We start from the raw sequence: 16,050 nt of genomic DNA, 5'->3' as shown, positions 1-16,050 counted from the left end.
GTCCGCCTGCGAGGGGAGGGGGATCCACCCGAAAGCGGATGCGGCTGTCCGCTCCGGAGCTGACGTCGGGGGGCTGCTCCGCGGCCTAGTTTCTGGGGCATGACCAGTATCCGCCGGGCGGCTGCGGCCGCCGCGCTCACTCTCGTTCTGCCGTGGCCGATGGTCGCGGCGCCGCCCTCCTTGGCCGCCGCGCCGGTCTCCGCCATGCCGGCACCGGTTGGCTTCACGGCTGAACTGCCGCGCCCCACCGGCCCGTACGCGGTCGGCCGGGACCCGCTGCACCTCGTCGACCGGCATCGCCAGGACCCGTGGGTGCCGTCAGCGGGGGCGCGGCAGTTGATGGTGTCGATGTACTACCCGGCCCGGCCCGGGAGCGGGGTCCCTGCTTCCTACATGACCCCGGACGAGGCGCGGCTGTTCCTGGAGCGCAAGGCTCCGGGCTCCGGTCTTCCGCCCGAGGCGCTGGCCGGCGTTCGCACGTGGTCGCGCGCGGACGCGCGGCCGGCGCACGGCCGGTTCCCGCTGGTGCTGCTCTCGCCCGGCTTCACCTTCCCGCGGGCGTTGTTCAGCAGCGTCGCCGAGGATCTGGCCAGTCGCGGGTACGTCGTGGCCTTGATCGACCACACCTACGAGACTCCCGGCGTCACCTTCCCCGACGGACAGACCCTGCCGTGCGCCATCTGCGACCGGCCACCGACGGGCGGGATGGCGGCCGTCGCCGAGAGCCGGGCGAAAGACACCTCCTTCGTCATCGACCAGCTGACGTCCACTCACTCGCCCTGGTCCCGTGCCCATCTGGTCGACCGGCGACGGATCGGCATGGCCGGGCATTCCATCGGCGGCGACGCTGCCGCCGTGACCATGGCTGCCGACCGCCGGGTGCGAGCAGGGGTGAACATGGACGGCACCTTCCAGGTCCCGGTCCCGGCCGCCGGACTGCACGGCAGACCTTTCCTCCTGTTCGGCGCCCAGGCCGATGAGAGCCCGGGCATGGACCACAGCTGGGACGACGCCTGGACGAGCCTGGACGGCTGGAAGCGCCGGCTCACCGTGGCCGGCGCCGAGCACGGCACCTTCAGCGATCTGCCGTTGCTCTCCCAGGCGGTGGGCCGGCCCGGTCCTCCCGGGGCGATCGCGCCGCTGCGCGGTCTGGCCATCACCCGGACCTACCTCGGGGACTTCTTCGATCTCCAGCTGAAGGGCGAACCGGAGCCCCTGCTGGACGGGCCGTCCCCGGACGAGCCGGAGGTCGCAGTCCAGCTCCCGTAAGACCGTGCGCGGTGTCCTCGTTCCCGTCGGCTCAGCCGGACGGAGACACCAGGCCCGCATCGTAGGCGGCGATGACGAGTTGGACGCGGTCGCGGGCTTGGAGCTTGGTCAGCAGCCGCGCCACGTGTGTCTTGGCGGTGGCGGGCCCGATGAAGAGCTCTTGGGCGATCTCGGAGTTGGACAAGCCCCGCCCGACCAGGGTCAGCACTTCACGTTCCCTGCCGGTGATGCCGTCGATCCGCCGAGGGTGCCGGGTGGGCGTCGGGCGCCCGGCGAAGTCCTCGATGAGGCGGCGGGTGACGCTCGGCGCGATCAGGGCGTCTCCGACCGCGACCACCCGGATCGCCGCGATGATGTCCGTCAGCGCCATGTCCTTGACCAGGAACCCGCTGGCCCCGGCGCGGAGCGAGGCGTAGACGTTCTCGTCGTCGTCAAAGGTGGTGAGGATGAGGACGCGTGGTGTCGGGGAATCCGCGGTAATGGCCCGGGTGGCTTCGATGCCGTCCATGGAGGGCATCCGGATGTCCATCACCACGACGTCGGGCCGGACTTCACGGGCCAGGTGGACCGCTTCGGCTCCGGTTGCGGCCTCGCCCACGATGTCCAGGTCGGGCAGACCCGTGATGACCATGCTCAGTCCGGCGCGCACCAGTTCCTGGTCGTCGGCCAGAACCACTCGGGTCGTCATACCGGCAGCCTCGCCGCCACTCGGAAGCCGCCCTCGGGCCTGGCGCCCGCGCTGAAGCGGCCATGCAGCAAGGCGACCCGTTCCCGCATGCCGGTTATCCCGAGTCCTGACCCCGACGTGGCACCGGCTCGCACCTCTGCTCGTCCGCCGGCCCGGTCGGCCCCGCACCCGTCGTCGGTGATCTCGATAGCCAACTCCTCGTCCCCGTAGTCCACGCACACTTGGCAATGCCGGGCGCCGGAATGGCGCACCGTGTTGGTGACCGACTCCTGGATGATCCTGAAGGCGGCCATGTCGACCTCGGGTGGCAGCGGCCGCCGTTCGCCCTGCCAGTGCACCTCGACCCGCACCCCGGCGTCAGCGGTCGTCTCGGCCAGCCGGTCGACGGCCTCCAGGCCCGCTGCCACGGGCCGCGTTGCCGTGTCGTCGTCGGCTCGGCGCAGCGAGACGAGCATGCGGCGCAGTCCGGCCAGCGTCTCGCGGCTGGTGGTCTCGATGGCGGCGAGCGCCTTGCGCGCGTCCTGCGGTCGGGCGTCCAGGACCAGGGCTGCCGCGCCGGCCTGGATCGCGATGACGCCCATGCTGTGCGCCACCGTGTCGTGCACCTCCCGGGCGATCCGCAGGCGCTCGGCCGTGAGCACCTGGGTGCGCAGTGCCCGGGCGTAATCCTGTTGCTGGCGTACCGAGTTGCCGGTCAGCCAGGCGATGGCGACCGTCGCCGCGAGCGCGGCCATCATGCTGACCGCGTCGCTGAGAGCCTCCCGGCCGTGGTCCATGGCCCACCACTGGCAGGGCCAGACGGTCAGTTCAACGCAGGCGGCCACGACGGCGGTCGGGCGCGGCCGCGTGGCCGCGAGACAGCCGACCAGGATGGCCGTCACCAGGAAGAACGGCCAGGTCTTCGCACCGACCGCGGCCGCCGCGCACGATTCGGCCAACAGCACGCCGAACACCGGCAGCGGCCGGCGGCGGGCCCATCCCAGGGCCATCGCTGCCACTATGGCCGCCGCCTCCCGGGGCAGGGCATTCACGAAGACAGACTGGTGAGCCGGCGGAGGTGCCATCCGACTCGTCGTGGTGACGGACAGCAGGAGCGCGAACAGAGCGGCGGCACACCAATACAGCGCCGACCACACCGGCGACGGCAGCCGCCTCAGCCACGGAGGGGACGGCATCGGTTGATCCACGCCGGGAGCGTAGCCGCCGTCCGCCCGCGCGGAGTCCCCCTGTAGGCGTACGCCCGTGGAGGGAGGAGTTGCTCGCCCCACGGGTCATGGACGAAGGAGTCCGACGGGTTCGGATCGCACGGGGCACCGACCGCCTGACCGGGCACGCCGCTCAGGCGGTCGCCGGTTCGCGGCGCCCATCGCGAGGACTGGCTGAGTGACGCGGACCATGGCGCCCTGGGAGGTGCGTCGGCCGCGGGCCAGTTGTCCCGCGGGGGTGCCGTTCACCTGCTCGGTCGGCTGACGTACCGACGGCTGAAGCGTTCGCGTAGAAGCCGGAGCACTAGGAGGCGGGAGCGTCCGTCTCCGAGGGCGGCGTCCGGTGCTCCCCGGATCCGTTGTCCCCGGGGAGGAGCACGCGGGCGTAGATGCGGCGGGTTCGGCCCGGTGCGGGCGGGTTGGCGAGGCGGGGCGCGAGTACGCGGGCCAGTTCGCGGCGGAGCTCGGCGAACTCGGCGTCGTCCAGCCACATGGCCGCCAGGCTGTAGCCGACCTGGTCCCGCAGCAGGTCGACGTCGCCCCGGGCCAGGTAGCGGTCGAAGTCGCCGAGCAGACCGGCGACATAGGCCGTGAAGGCCTGGCGATGGTCCTCGGCGGTCATCGCCTGGATGTGGTCCAGGCCGAGGCTGGCCGCGCTCATCCGCAGAACGTAGGTGCGCTCGACGGTGCCGCGGACGCGGCGTTCGGCCTCGACCGTGAGGACACCGCCGGCGACCAGGCGGCTCACGTGGCGGTAGAGCGTGGTCGGTGCGACGTCGGACAGTTCGTCGCGCAGGTCGTTCGTGGTGAGGGCGCGGTCGTTGAGGAATGCCTGCACGATCCGCAGACGGACCGGGTGCAGCAGCAGGTCGGCTGAACTCATCGGCACAGGCTAGCAGTTTGATTCCGGACACGGTAATGTTTCCATTTGTGGATTCAATGGGGCCGCGGGCCCCTTGATCGGACGGGGGAAGCAGTGAGCGAGCAGACGACAGGGACAACGCAGGCCGACGCCGCCGAGCAGTTGGGCTGGCTGGCGGCTGCCTTGGCCAGGGCGCCGATAGCGGAGGACGAGCTGTGCGCCCGTGTGGCCCCGGCTTTTTTGGACGCGAGCGGCGGGCCTGCCGGGTTCAACGCCGTCGCGGCCGCGATGGGGCCCCTCGTGGTCACCAGCCCGGTGTCCGCCCGACCCGACCGGGCCCAGGCACGGGTGCGGGGAGACGGCGGCGAGCACCTGCTCACCGTGCGCATCGACCCGAGCGGCCGGATCGATGACGTGGCGATGACCGCCGAGCAGGCAGCACCGGCCTCGTGGGCCGAACTCGACGACGATCTGGCCGCCCTTCCCGGACGGGTGTCCTTCGCCGCCGCCGAGATCACCCCGCAGGACTGCAGGATCGTGCACGGTCGTGGGCCGGACACGCTGCGCCCGATCGGCTCGGGCTTCAAGTTGTACGTACTGGGCGCGCTCGGGCTGGCCGTCGCCGAGGGCCGGGCGTCCTGGAACGAACGACTGGCCATCCGCGAGGACGCCAAAAGCCTGCCGGCCTCCGGCATCCTGCTCGGCCGCCCGGCCGGCGACCGGCTCACCCTGGCCGAGTACGCGGACGCCATGATGTCCGTCAGCGACAACACCGCCACCGACCACCTGATCCGGCGGCTCGGCCGGGAAGCCGTGTCCCGGCAGTTCGAACTGTTCGGCCATCAGCGGCCCGCGGTGAACGCACCGTTGCTGACCACCCGGGCGTTCTTCCAGCTCAAGTACGTCCCTGCGTACGCGCACCGATACCGGTCAGCTCCCGCGCCCGAACGTGCCACGGTGATCGAGGAGATGGAGCGCCTCCCGCTGCCCGACACGTCACAGCCGTGGACCGAACCGCGTGACATCGACCGCATCGAGTGGTTCGCCTCGCCGGCCGATATCTGCCGCGCCTTGTGCGGCCTACTGCGGCTCGACCAGCCGGAGATCGGCCGCGCCCTCTCCCACACCGAAGGCGGCCTGAACCTGGACGTCTCCCGGTTCCCGACCGTGTGGTCCAAGCCGGGCAGCGAGCCCGGCGTACTGACCCTCAATCACCTGGCCCGCGCCGCGGACGGCCGGGCCCTGGCCACCAGCCTGATGGTGTCCGACCCCGACACCGCCCTGGACCTGGCCACGGTGGTCGCCCGTGGCCAGGCCGTCACCCGGGCCGCCTTCCACCTGCTGACCCGGCAGCCCTGAGCACGGCCGCCGCTACGGCGTCGGGCCCGTAGGCGACTCGTACGACGCCCATCCCCTCACGAACGCCGCAGGCGCCGCGTCGAAGGGGATGGGTGGAATCCGCGGGTGGTGGGGACGCTACGCCGTGCGGCACAACGCGGTGGAGAGCATCTTCGTCGCGGCGGTCCCTTCAGCGTCGGTCATGGTCAGGCCCGTGTTGACGGACAGGGTGATCTGCCGCTTGCCGTCCGCCGACGTGAAACTGAAGGTCTGGTACCCGACGACCTCTCCGGTGTGTCCGACGACCGGCTTCTCGGACGGGCACGTGGTGCCGTTGCTCTCCAGACCGAGGCCGTACGAGCGGTTGGGCCGCTTCGCGTCCATGGGGTGCAGGGTGCGCATCTCCTTCATCATGCGGTCGGGCAGCAGCCGGCCGTCGAGGAGCGCCTTGTAGAAGGTGTTGAGGTCGTGCGTGGTGGAGATGAGCGTCCCGGCGGCCCAGTACGCGGCGGGGCTGAACTCGGTCAGGTCGGTGGGTGCGGCACCCGTACCCCTGCCCTCGAGCCATTCGTAACCGTGCAGGTGCTGACCCGGGACGCTCGGGGAGGTCGGGAAGGACGTGGCCTTCAGGTGCAGGGGCCGCACGATACGGTGGTCGATCTCATGCGCGAGCGACTGGCCGGTGATGTGCTCGACGAGCAGTCCGAGGACAACGTAGTTGGTGTTGGAGTACTCCCAAGTCGTGCCCGGCGCGGGGCGGTTGGGTATGTCGGCGACCAGAGCGATGAGCTGGCGCGGCGTGTAGGTGGCCTTCTGCGCGTCCCGCACCGGGTCGTGCTTGCCCAGCAGTACGTCGGTGTAGTTGGCCAGTCCGCTGGTGTGGTTGAGCAGCTGCCGCACGGTGATGTGTGCGCCGTTGGGAACCACCCCCGGCAGCTGTCGCTCGATGTCGTCGTCGAGCTTCACCCTGCCGTCGGCCACCAGCTGCAGCACGACGGTCGCCACGAACGTCTTGGTCACGCTCCCGGCCCGAAAACGATCCCCGGCATGGGCGGCACGCCCACTGGCCAGATCGGCAGTGCCACTGCTGCCACGCCACACCCCGCGCCCGTCTCTCACCTCGGCAACAGCCCCGGGTACACCGGCGGCCACCGTGGCGTCGAGGGCCTGCTGGAGCGCGGCCCGGTCGGCACCGGCGTCGGGTGCGGCCGCCATGGCGGGAGTGGCGGCGGGAACGAGCAGTGCGGCGGCAAGAAGCGCGGAGGCAGCGACGGCCTTGCGGTGCGACATGTAGTGAGGGCCTCATCTGTGTCGGACTGGCTGAAAGTTGCTTCAGTGTAGGTCGGCGGGGGAGCCCCGATGATCGTGAACAGGGGTGAGCGACGAGGCCCGTTCCCCTAGGGGAAACCCCAGGTCGGCACGGTGAAGTCGACGTCCAGGTGCGTGTCGTAGTCCGTCGGAGAGTCCCCCCGCAGGAAGAGCACCGAGCTCGTGCCCGCCAGGCAGGCCTCCGGCACATGTGCCAGCTGGCCCGCCAGGCCTGCACGCCCAAACCTCAACCGTGGACGAAGTGGTCAGCCACGGGCGGGTGGGTGTTCGTGGTGGGCGGCTGTTGGTTCGCCGCGGCGGACGGAGCCGGGGGCGCGGGCGGCGGGGTGGTCGGCGTGGGCGGCGGAGGTGAGTTGCCAGGGGACGCTGGTGACCATGACGCCCGGGGTGAAGAGGAGACGGCTCTTGAGCCAGAGGGCGGACTGGTTGTGGAGGAGGTTTTCCCACCAGTGACCCACCACGTACTCGGGGATGAAGACGGCGACGACGTCGCGGGGGCTCTCGCGGCGCATGGTGCGGACGTATTCGACGACCGGCTTGGTGATTTCCCGGTAGGGGGAGGCCAGGACCTTCAGAGGGACGTTGACGTCGAGTTCGGCCCAGCGTTGCTGCAGGTCGTTGGTTGCCTCTTTGTCGACGGCGACCGTCAGGGCTTCGAGCCGGTAGGGCTTGAAGGCGCGGGCGTAGGCGAGGGCGCGCAGGGTCGGTTTGTGGATGGTGGAGACGAGCACGACCCCCAACACCCGTGAGGGTGGGACGAGTTCGTCGCGGGGGTCGGTCACCGCCAGTTCGGTGGCGGTGCGGTCGTAGTGGCGCCGGATGCCGCGCATCATGACCCACAGGAGCACCGCGGCGACCACGGCGAGCCAGGCGCCCTGGGTGAACTTGGTGATCAGCACGATGACCAGGACCAGGGCGGTAACGACGGCACCCAGCGAGTTGATCACCCGCGCCGACTGGTGGCGGCGCCGGGTGGCGGGGTCGGGCTCGGTGCGCAGGGCGCGGTTCCAGTGCCGCACCATGCCGAGCTGGGAGAGGGTGAAGGAGGTGAACACGCCGAGGATGTAGAGGTGGATGAGGCTGGTGACGTCCGCCTTGTAGGCCCACAGCAGGGCGCCCGCGACGATGGCGAGGGCCAGGATGCCGTTGGAGAAGGCGAGCCGGTCACCCCGGTTGTGCAGCTGGCGCGGCAGATAGCGGTGTTGGGCCAGGATCGAGGACAGCAGCGGGAAGCCGTTGAAGGCGGTGTTCGCGGCCAGGATGAGGACGAGCGCTGTGGCGGCCTGGATGAAGAAGAAGCCGATGGAGTGGTCACCGCCGAACACGGCGGAGGCGAGCTGGGCGATCACGGTCTTCTGGGTGAAGGTGTCGCAGTTGCCGCTGATGCCGGTCAACTGGCAGGAGTTGTTGGTGATGTGGACCTTGGCGACGATGGCGAGCGTGGTGACGCCGACGAACATCACCACGGCGATGATGCCCATCGCCGCCATGGTGGACGCCGCGTTCTTCGACTTCGGTTTGCGGAAGGCGGGCACACCGTTGGAGATCGCCTCCACGCCCGTCAGCGCCGTACAGCCGCTGGAGAAGGCGCGCAGCACCAGCATGAGCAGGGCGAGCCCGGTCAGGTGGGCGCTGGACGCCTCCGGGTGGATGCCGTACGCGGCCGACTCGGCGACCGGGGCGTCCCCGAGCACGTACCGGACCAGGCCGGTCGCGACCATGATGATCACGCCGCCGATGAAGAGGTAGGTCGGGGCGGCGAAGGCGCGGCCCGACTCGCGTACCCCGCGCAGGTTCATCGCGGTGAGGATCGCGACGAAGCCGAGCGCGAGAAGTACGCGGTGCTCGGCCAGTGACGGGATGGCCGAGATGATGTTGTCGACGCCGGACGCGACCGACACGGCGACCGTCATGACGTAGTCGACCAGCAGTGACGCGGCCACGACCAGCCCCGCCGAAGGGCCGAGGTTGGTGGACACCACCTCGTAGGAGCCGCCGCCGCTCGGGTAGGCGTGCACGACCTGCCGGTAGGAGAGCACCACCACCGCCATCAGCGCGACCACCCCGGCCGCGATCCACGGCGTGAAATGGAGGTAGGCCAAACCGCCGAGGGTCAGGACGAGCAGGATCTCCTGCGTCGCGTACGCCACGGACGACAAAGGGTCGGAGGCGAAGATCGGCAGAGCCAGCCGCTTGGAGAGCAGGGTCTCACCCAGCTCCTCGCTGCGCATGGCACGGCCGATCACGAGGCGCTTGAGGACGCCGGTCACTTTGAACACGGCGTGAGCGTAAGAAACGGGACAGCAGGTTGGCCGTTAAGAGGCCGTCAAAATTCCAGGAAATCACCACAAAGCAAGACCAAATGCCTACTCCAGTCCGGAGAGCTTGAACACAGCACGGGCTGTTTCCCCGTCGACGCGGGTCGCCATCTGGCGCAGGGCGGTCTCGCCGCAGCACAGAGTGCCCCGCTCGATGCTGGTGTGGGCGTCGGTGTCGACCACGGCCCAGAGCGGGGATTGGCGACCAGCACCCGCGGGTCGATCTCCGCCCGGTTGCCGTCGGCGTCGCGCAGAACCAGGCGCTGCGCGACGCCGTTGGACCAGCGCACCGAGACCAGCCGGTCGGTGCGGACGCCGGACTCGCGCCACAGGCCCCGCGAGACGAGGAGGCCGGGGGCGGCGGACACCCGGGCCGGCCAGAGCACGGCGAACAGCAGGGCGCCCAGGATCAGCCACAGTGCGGCGCGCACATCGGTGAGCGTGCCCGCAGCCGCGTCGACCGCTGTCAGCAGGACGAAGAGCAACGTGCCGTAGCCGACGGCCGAGCGGGCCTCGCCCGGCCAGGTGATGTCGTAGGAGACAGACTGGGGCGGCACCGCCTGATTCCTCGCCGAGTAACTGATTCTTCGACCCATGGCCGCACCGTAAGCCCGCCGGGGCGGGGCGGCATCGCCCCGCGACCAGTCTTGATGCGGGACATACGGCTCTCTGACGTTGCTCGAATCAGTTCCACCTCAGGCATCTGCGAGGCAGGGACCTTCGAGGACGAGGAAGGGGTGCGGGCGGCGCGGGGTGGCGTCATGGGCCAGGCTGAGAGGCGGTCGGGCTGACGCCGGAGTGCGGGCCGTGCCAGTCCAGACACAGGACGGTGGCGTCGTCCCGGGGCGGGCGGCCGCCGCAGGCGTCGGCGACGGCGCCGACCAGCACGCGGACCACCTCGCGGGGGTGCTCGGCGGCGGTCTTGCGCAGGAGGCCGGGCAGGTCCACAACTTCGGCGTCGCGTTCCTACATGCCGTCCGTCTGGAGCAGGAGTCGGTCCCCGGGACGCAGGTCGAGGTCCTGCACCAGGTACGCGCCGTGATGGGGATAGTCGATGCCGAACGGCAAGTTCGCGGCCAGCGACAGTTCGGTGACCGTGCCTGCGCGCAGCAGGAACGGCCGGGGATGGCCGGCGTTGACGAGCTGGGCGCCGGTGCCATCCAGGGCGATGCGCAGGAGCTGGCCGGTGGCGAAGGTGTGGTTGCCGTGGTCGAGGAGGGCCTGGTGGGTCTGGCGGGCCTGCTCGGCGAGGTCTGCCCCGGCACGCCGGGCGCCGCGGGAGGCATTGACGAGGAGGGTGGCCATGAGGGAGGCGTGGGTGTCGTGGCCCATGGCGTCGGTGATCGACAGGTGCAGGGTGTTCTGGTCGAGGCTGTAGTCGTAGGTGTCGCCGGCGATGTCGGAGGCCGGGACCAGGGCGCCCGCGAGCGCGAACTGGGGTGCTTCACAGGAGGAGGCGGTGGGCAGGAGCTGGCGCTGGATCTCCGCGGCCAGGCTGACCGTGGTGGTGCGGTTGCCCCAGTGGTAGAGGTCGGTGAAGCGCCGGTCGGTGACGATGACGTACGCCAGCGCGTGCGCGGCCTCCTCCACCTGCTCCAGCATCCTGCCGCGACGTGGGGCAGGAAGACTTCCAGGACCCCGATGGCGTCGCCCCGGTTGGTGACGGGGGCGAGCACCCGCCGCCCTCTCCCGGTGTCCGGTGCCAGGACCAGACGCTGGTCACGCAGTACCGCGTCGTAGATGCCACTGCCGGCGAGGGAGACTGGTTCGGCGCGGTCCTTCCGATGCGTGGCCGCGGCGTCGTGGACCCGCAGAAGGCGCCGGCCGACGACATCGACGAACAGGAACGATACGTACACGGCGCCGAACCGCTCCCGCAGGTTGCGCGCCACCACGTCGAGGGAGTCCACCGGGGCAGCGGCCTCCGCGGCCGCCAGCACCTGCGCCAGACCGATCCGTTCATCCGCCACATCAGCCTCCCAAGGGTTGTGGGCTCTCCTTCCCGTCCGGCCGACACAATCACAAGCACGCGCGTCCCCCGTACGCGGTCCGCCGGCGACATGCCGAGGGTCCACCCCAAGGGCGGGGATCTCCTGGGATCGCCGCAAGGGCGGGTCGGTCACCGCTGCGCGTCAGAGCGGGCGCGGCGAGGTCGGTCCGTGGGGCCACGTCCGTGACCGGCCGCCGATGGCAGCGGGACGGCACCTGGCAGCGGATCCTTGTCCGGCTTCAGATCACGCGGGATCCGAAATGCCTGCTCCGCAGCCCTGGCAGAAGCCGGTGCGCCGACGCTGGTTGAGTGTCCGGATGAGATCGGGCCCGTCCGTCAACCACTGTGGGGAGACGGGGCGTTGGGGCCTTGATGCCTGACGGCCCGCGCAGGGGTGGGCTGCGAGTCCGTTGTGGGCTGGGTATGGGGCTGGGGCTCGGTGAGGGCGTGTTCGCGGAGGTGGTTGCAGGTGCGGGTGAGGAGGCGGGAGACGTGCATCTGGGAGAGGCCGAGTTCGCTGGCGATCTGGTGCTGGGTCATGTCGTCGAAGAACCGCATGTAGAGGATCCTCGACTCGCGCTCGGGGAGTGCCCGCAGGGCGGGCTTGACCGCTTCACGGTCAAGGACCGTGTCGAAGCCCGGTTCCAGGGTGCCGATGGTGTCGGCCAGCGCCGTGGCCTCCGCGTCGCCGTTGCTGGTTGAGTCCGCTTCCAGGGAGAGGCTTTTGAAGGTTTCCAGGGCTTCCAGTCCGGCGCGGACGTCATCTTCGTTCAGCCTGGTTCGGGCGGCGAGCTGTGTGATGGTGGGCTCACCCTGCTGGCTGGCCTGGAGTTCGCTGCGGGCAATGCGGACTTTGTTGCGTGCCTCCTGGACTCCGCGGGGCACGTGGACGGCCCACAGGCAGTCCCGGAAATGCCGTTTGATCTCGCCTTGGATGGTCGGGATGGCGTACGGCTCGAAGGCGCCCCTGGCCGTGTCGTAGCGGTCGACCGCCTTCACCAGTCCCATGGCGGCGACCTGGCAGAGGTCGTCCATCTCGGCGCCGCGGTTTCGGTAGCGGCGGGCCAGGCGCCGTGCCATGGGCAGCCAGCAGGCTACGAGCTCGTCGCGCAGGGCGTCGTGCTCGGGTCCGTGGTGGAGGGTTTCCAGGCGGGCGAACGCGGCGGTGGTGTCCGGCGCGTCGTCGTGGCTGCGCGGCGGACGGGTGGGTGCGGTGCTCGGCATGGTCATACTCCTGCGTGTCGGGTGTCGATGAGCCGCCGCTGACCCCGCGCATGCCAAACAGGCATCCGGAGATGACGCACTTGGACACGCGGGTCCTGCGGGCGTGCCTCCGGTCCGAAGCACGCCCGACGCCTGCCCCTGTCCCCCGCCCGCAAACGGATGCGGCCGCCGCAGGCAGCGGGGGTGGCCGGAACGTGAGCGTCTCGTCGACATCGGCGAAGCGCGGTTCGCAGAACGACGGGCTTGTCTCTGGGGGCGGGGGAGGGAGGCACGGAGTTCTTGCGCCCATGGGTGTTTCCTCTGCGGAAGGAAAATCCCCGCACCCTCCAGACGCAGGCCAGGGCGCGCGTCCCGCAGGGCCGACCGTGGAACTGTGGGGCACACCTGCCGAACGACACCCCGCCGCCCGCTCCAGTACGCGGCAGGAATCCGGAAGCCGGGCCCCTCTCAGGGAGGGCACGGCGGAACGGCCGTCAGCCGCAGACGTCATCGGCGGTTGCCGGTCCGCCGGGAGGGGTAGGTTCGAGATATAGCCGTTGTCGTCTGCCGCGCTGCTGCGTCCCACCCTGCTCCCGTGGGGCGCCTCGGGTACGGATTTCCTCAACCGTACGGCCGCCGTAGTGGCCGTGCACTTCCTTCCCGGAACTTCCTGCGGAAGGGGAGGGCTCCCCACCAGTCAGGGTGGCAGCCGTGCATCCGCACCCGCGCGACCCCCACCTACCCGCATGCCCCAAGCCCGTGTCCTCCGTCTCGCCGGAGGATCCCGTCGCCAGGGTGACCAGCATCGTCCTCCCCGGCCACGTCCTCCTCCTGCGGGCCAGCGGAGAAATCGACATCGACACCGCACCGCTGCTGCGCGCAGCACTGCGCCCCGGGCGGGAACGCGTGACGATCGTTGATCTGTCCGGCCTCTCGTTCGCCGACTGTGCGCTGCTGCGCGTGCTTGTGTCGACACGTTTCCGCTCGCGTCTGGTGCTCGTGGTGGGCAGGCGGCACAAGGTACGGCGGATTTTCGAGTGCACCTGCACTGAGCGCCTGTTCACCTTCGTCCCCGACGTGGACACCGCTCTGCGCATGGCAATAGGCGGCGCCCCGCCGCGAGCGCCAGAAGCCGCTGGGAGTGGACGGTTCTGACAGCGGCGGAGCGGGCCCCTCACGGCGGTGAGAGTCGGTGGGCGGGGCGTGAGCCTGCCCTTGGCGCCGGGGCCGTTGCATACCGCTTGCGAGGCGGCAGGTGCTGGCGCAACGGATCAGCCACTGGTGTAGAAGTCCCTGCCGGTGCGAAGGACGTACTCGACCTCGGTGACCGTGCGTACTGGATAGACCGGTAGGCACAGGCGCTGGGTGGCTGCCGCTGATCGCTCGGAGACGGCTGCGAGGGGGGATCTCTTCGAACGCGGGCTGGCCGGGCAGGAGGTAGGGGTAGACCTGTTCGGCCTCGGTACCCGCAGCGGCCACCACTGCCGCCCCATTACGCGGACCCGGACTACCCCTTCCCCGCAGTGCCCCCTCAGTCCGAGGCGGTAGGCCCCGACATCAACGTCATCATCGTGGGCGCGGGCGGAAACGCCATCGGATTCGCCGACCTCGTCAACAAGTGCGTGGCGCTGGGTAGTGAGAACGACGGCGACGGGGCCCCTGCGAGGCCGCCCTGGCCTCCGGCATCCCGGCCCGGCTGAAGACCGTGCGCCAGGAGTACGAGTGGCAATCACGCCCCGGGGTGCCGGGGCGCTGCGTAGTGCGCCCGCAGCATGGTGCTTTTCACAGCTTCACGCGCGCTTCCAACGAGCGTAGTTGACGGCGGACGTCTTCCAAGAGCTGTGCCTGGGCGCGGCTGGGGGGTGAGGAACATCCATGTCAGATCGTGGGCTATGCCTTCACGGCCTTGATTGGCTGTTTGACCCGGGCCGACCGTATGACGCAGCGCCGAACCACTGGGGCAGCTGTTCGAGCAGATCCTGCTGATCGTCACCAACCCACGCCACGTGGCCGTCCGGCCGCAGCAGCACCGCGGGCGCGTCCAGTTCCTCGCTGATGTCGGCGACGTGGTCGACTCGCTCTGCCCAGCCTGCCACCGAGAGGCGCTCGGTCTGGTCGAGCAGCAGCCCGCGGCCGCCGTGCATCAGCTCGTAGAGGCGGCCCCGCTTCAGCCCCACGTCCCGCAGCCGTCGGCCGAGCAGTTCATGTCCCTCGCCGAAGTCGTAGCGGACCCCGATCGCTGTGATCTTCTCCATCAGGTACCGGTTCACCTCCTCGAAGTCCATTAGTTCCGACACCAGCCGGCGCACTGCTTGGGGACCCGGCTCGACGGACATCAGCTCCATCTGCGCGCGGGTGTTGTCCAGCACATCGGCGGCCACCGGGTGCCGTTCGGTGTGGTAGCTGTCCAGCAGTCCCTCCGGTGCCCAGCCGTTGACTTCGGCGGCCAGCTTCCAGCCGAGGTTGAACGCGTCCTGGATGCCGAGGTTGAGCCCCTGCCCGCCGGTCGGCGGGTGGATGTGGGCCGCGTCGCCGGCCAGCAGCACGCGGCCGGTGCGGTAGCTCTCGGCCAGCCGGGTGGCGTCGCCGAAGCGGGAGAGCCATCGCGGTGAGTGCACGCCGAAGTCGGTGCCGGCGAGCTTCCGCACCTGCCGCTTCAGCTCGTCCAGGGTAGGCGGGACCGTGCGGTCCTTAGCCACTCCTTCGGCGGGCGCGACGAGGCGGTACACCCCGTCCCCGAGGGGCATGGCGCCGAACCGCTTGTGGGTCTTGCGGACTTCAGCCATCACGGCCTTCAGCGTGTCCGGCGCCGCGGTCAGCTCCACCTCGCCCAGCAGCGTCTCGACCTTGGAGGGCTCGCCGGGGAAGCCGACGCCGAGCAGCTTGCGCACCGTGCTGCGGCCGCCGTCGCAACCGACGAGGTAGCGCGAGCGCAGCCGTGTGCCGTCGGCAAGTTCGGCGGTCACCCCCTGTTCGTCCTGGTTCAGCCCGACGAGTTCGCAGCCGCGCCGGATCTCGGCGCCGAGTTCGGTGGCGTGCTCGGCAAGCAGGCGATCGGTGGTGGTCTGCGGGATGCCGAGGGTGTACGGATGTGCGGTGTCCATCCGGTCCGGCGCCGGCTTGTCAAGGGCGGCGAAGAAACCACCGACCGGGTGCCGCCTGCCGAGTGCGAGGAACCGCTCCAGCAGACCGCGCTGGTCCATCACCTCAACGCTGCGCGCGTGCAGGCCGAGCGAGCGGACGATCCTGGTCGGTTCCGCGTCCTTCTCCAGCACGAGCGTGTGCACGCCGTGCAGCCGCAACTCCCCGGCCAGCATCAACCCGGTCGGTCCGCCGCCGATAACGATCACATCAATCATGAACTCCCCATTCAACATGGTTGCATTGCGGCCAACCGCTCTACGTGGTCCGGTGACGCGCGCACCCGGATCCCCGCGTCGCGTGCCCGCAACCACACCGCGAGTCCCGCCGGCCGTTTCCCATCCCGTAGAACCCACAGTCGATAAGGCGCACGTACGTCGCGAGTCCCTGATGTCCCCAGGTTCTGGCCTCGGCCGACGATTCTGCGCCACGACCCGGGCCTTGCCGCAAGGCCCCCCGTGCGCTATAAGTTGAGAGTGGCAAGGAGTGGGTTACCTCCTTGCCTTTGGTCTTTTGCGTCGATTGTGAACCGACAAGACCCTCCCGCATCGGGGCCCGCGACGCTCGGTCGACAGCCGCGATGGGGTCGCCGAAGGCGGAGATCCTCGCCCGGACCCCACCGCGTGTGAGGGTCGGCGTCCCGGCTGACTGGTTGGTTGGCGGCACTCACCCGTCATGCGCCGTGTTGGATCGGCGCCGCCGCACCA

The 16,050-nt window shown here is 70.2% G+C and carries 11 protein-coding genes and 1 pseudogene; 3 read left to right on the top strand and 9 right to left on the bottom strand.

Annotated features, from left to right (window positions below; translation table 11 throughout):
- The first annotated feature begins 99 nt into the window (after positions 1 to 99).
- A complete protein-coding gene (locus DT019_RS21630) occupies positions 100 to 1,269 on the top strand; it encodes an alpha/beta hydrolase family protein (protein ID WP_114038525.1) in 1,170 nt (389 codons plus the stop codon).
- 31 nt (positions 1,270 to 1,300) lie between these two features.
- Here DT019_RS21630 and DT019_RS21625 read toward each other — a convergent pair whose 3' ends face one another.
- From DT019_RS21625 to DT019_RS21615, 3 genes are all read right to left on the bottom strand, one after another.
- On the bottom strand, positions 1,301 to 1,957 hold the full coding sequence (locus DT019_RS21625) for a response regulator (protein ID WP_114038524.1): 657 nt from the start codon (positions 1,955 to 1,957) through the stop codon (positions 1,301 to 1,303).
- Positions 1,954 to 2,946, bottom strand: a complete 993-nt coding sequence (locus DT019_RS21620) for a sensor histidine kinase (RefSeq protein WP_317617787.1) — start codon at positions 2,944 to 2,946, stop codon at positions 1,954 to 1,956. Before DT019_RS21620 ends, DT019_RS21625 begins: the two co-directional genes overlap by 4 nt.
- Before the next feature lie 520 nt (positions 2,947 to 3,466).
- Positions 3,467 to 4,045 carry a helix-turn-helix domain-containing protein gene (locus DT019_RS21615; RefSeq protein WP_189389800.1) on the bottom strand — a complete coding sequence of 193 codons (579 nt, stop codon included), beginning with the start codon at positions 4,043 to 4,045 and terminating at the stop codon, positions 3,467 to 3,469.
- Between the two features lie 93 nt (positions 4,046 to 4,138).
- Between DT019_RS21615 and DT019_RS21610 the strand changes: the two genes are divergently transcribed.
- Positions 4,139 to 5,383: a serine hydrolase gene (locus DT019_RS21610; RefSeq protein ID WP_147267338.1), complete on the top strand. Its 1,245-nt coding sequence runs from the start codon at positions 4,139 to 4,141 to the stop codon at positions 5,381 to 5,383.
- A gap of 117 nt (positions 5,384 to 5,500) precedes the next feature.
- On the opposite strand, the gene DT019_RS21605 is transcribed toward DT019_RS21610, so the two are convergent.
- From DT019_RS21605 to DT019_RS21585, 5 genes and pseudogenes are all read right to left on the bottom strand, one after another.
- Complete coding sequence (locus DT019_RS21605; protein WP_114038520.1) at positions 5,501 to 6,652, bottom strand: serine hydrolase domain-containing protein; 1,152 nt, start codon at positions 6,650 to 6,652, stop codon at positions 5,501 to 5,503.
- 284 nt (positions 6,653 to 6,936) lie between these two features.
- Positions 6,937 to 8,922: an APC family permease gene (locus tag DT019_RS21600; RefSeq protein WP_114038581.1), complete on the bottom strand. Its 1,986-nt coding sequence runs from the start codon at positions 8,920 to 8,922 to the stop codon at positions 6,937 to 6,939.
- Between the two features lie 95 nt (positions 8,923 to 9,017).
- Positions 9,018 to 9,566 carry a hypothetical protein gene (locus DT019_RS21595; protein WP_317617786.1) on the bottom strand — a complete coding sequence of 183 codons (549 nt, stop codon included), beginning with the start codon at positions 9,564 to 9,566 and terminating at the stop codon, positions 9,018 to 9,020.
- Positions 9,567 to 9,768: 202 nt separating this feature from the next.
- A pseudogene (locus DT019_RS21590) lies at positions 9,769 to 10,979 on the bottom strand (PP2C family protein-serine/threonine phosphatase).
- Positions 10,980 to 11,335: 356 nt separating this feature from the next.
- Complete coding sequence (locus DT019_RS21585) at positions 11,336 to 12,223, bottom strand: SigB/SigF/SigG family RNA polymerase sigma factor (RefSeq protein WP_223279695.1); 888 nt, start codon at positions 12,221 to 12,223, stop codon at positions 11,336 to 11,338.
- A 774-nt stretch (positions 12,224 to 12,997) separates the two neighbouring features.
- Between DT019_RS21585 and DT019_RS21580 the strand changes: the two genes are divergently transcribed.
- The gene (locus tag DT019_RS21580; protein ID WP_114038518.1) at positions 12,998 to 13,357 is read left to right on the top strand and encodes an STAS domain-containing protein; all 360 of its coding nucleotides are present in this window, start codon (positions 12,998 to 13,000) and stop codon (positions 13,355 to 13,357) included.
- Between the two features lie 743 nt (positions 13,358 to 14,100).
- Here DT019_RS21580 and rox read toward each other — a convergent pair.
- The gene (gene rox, locus DT019_RS21575; protein ID WP_114038517.1) at positions 14,101 to 15,561 is read right to left on the bottom strand and encodes a rifampin monooxygenase; all 1,461 of its coding nucleotides are present in this window, start codon (positions 15,559 to 15,561) and stop codon (positions 14,101 to 14,103) included.
- Positions 15,562 to 16,050: the final 489 nt, after the last annotated feature.

Origin of the sequence: Streptomyces sp. SDr-06 (assembly GCF_003324565.1) — a bacterium.
Taxonomy (GTDB): Bacteria; Actinomycetota; Actinomycetes; order Streptomycetales; family Streptomycetaceae; genus Streptomyces.
Note: the sequence above shows the minus strand (reverse complement) of the source record. Positions and strands in the feature narration are given on the sequence as shown.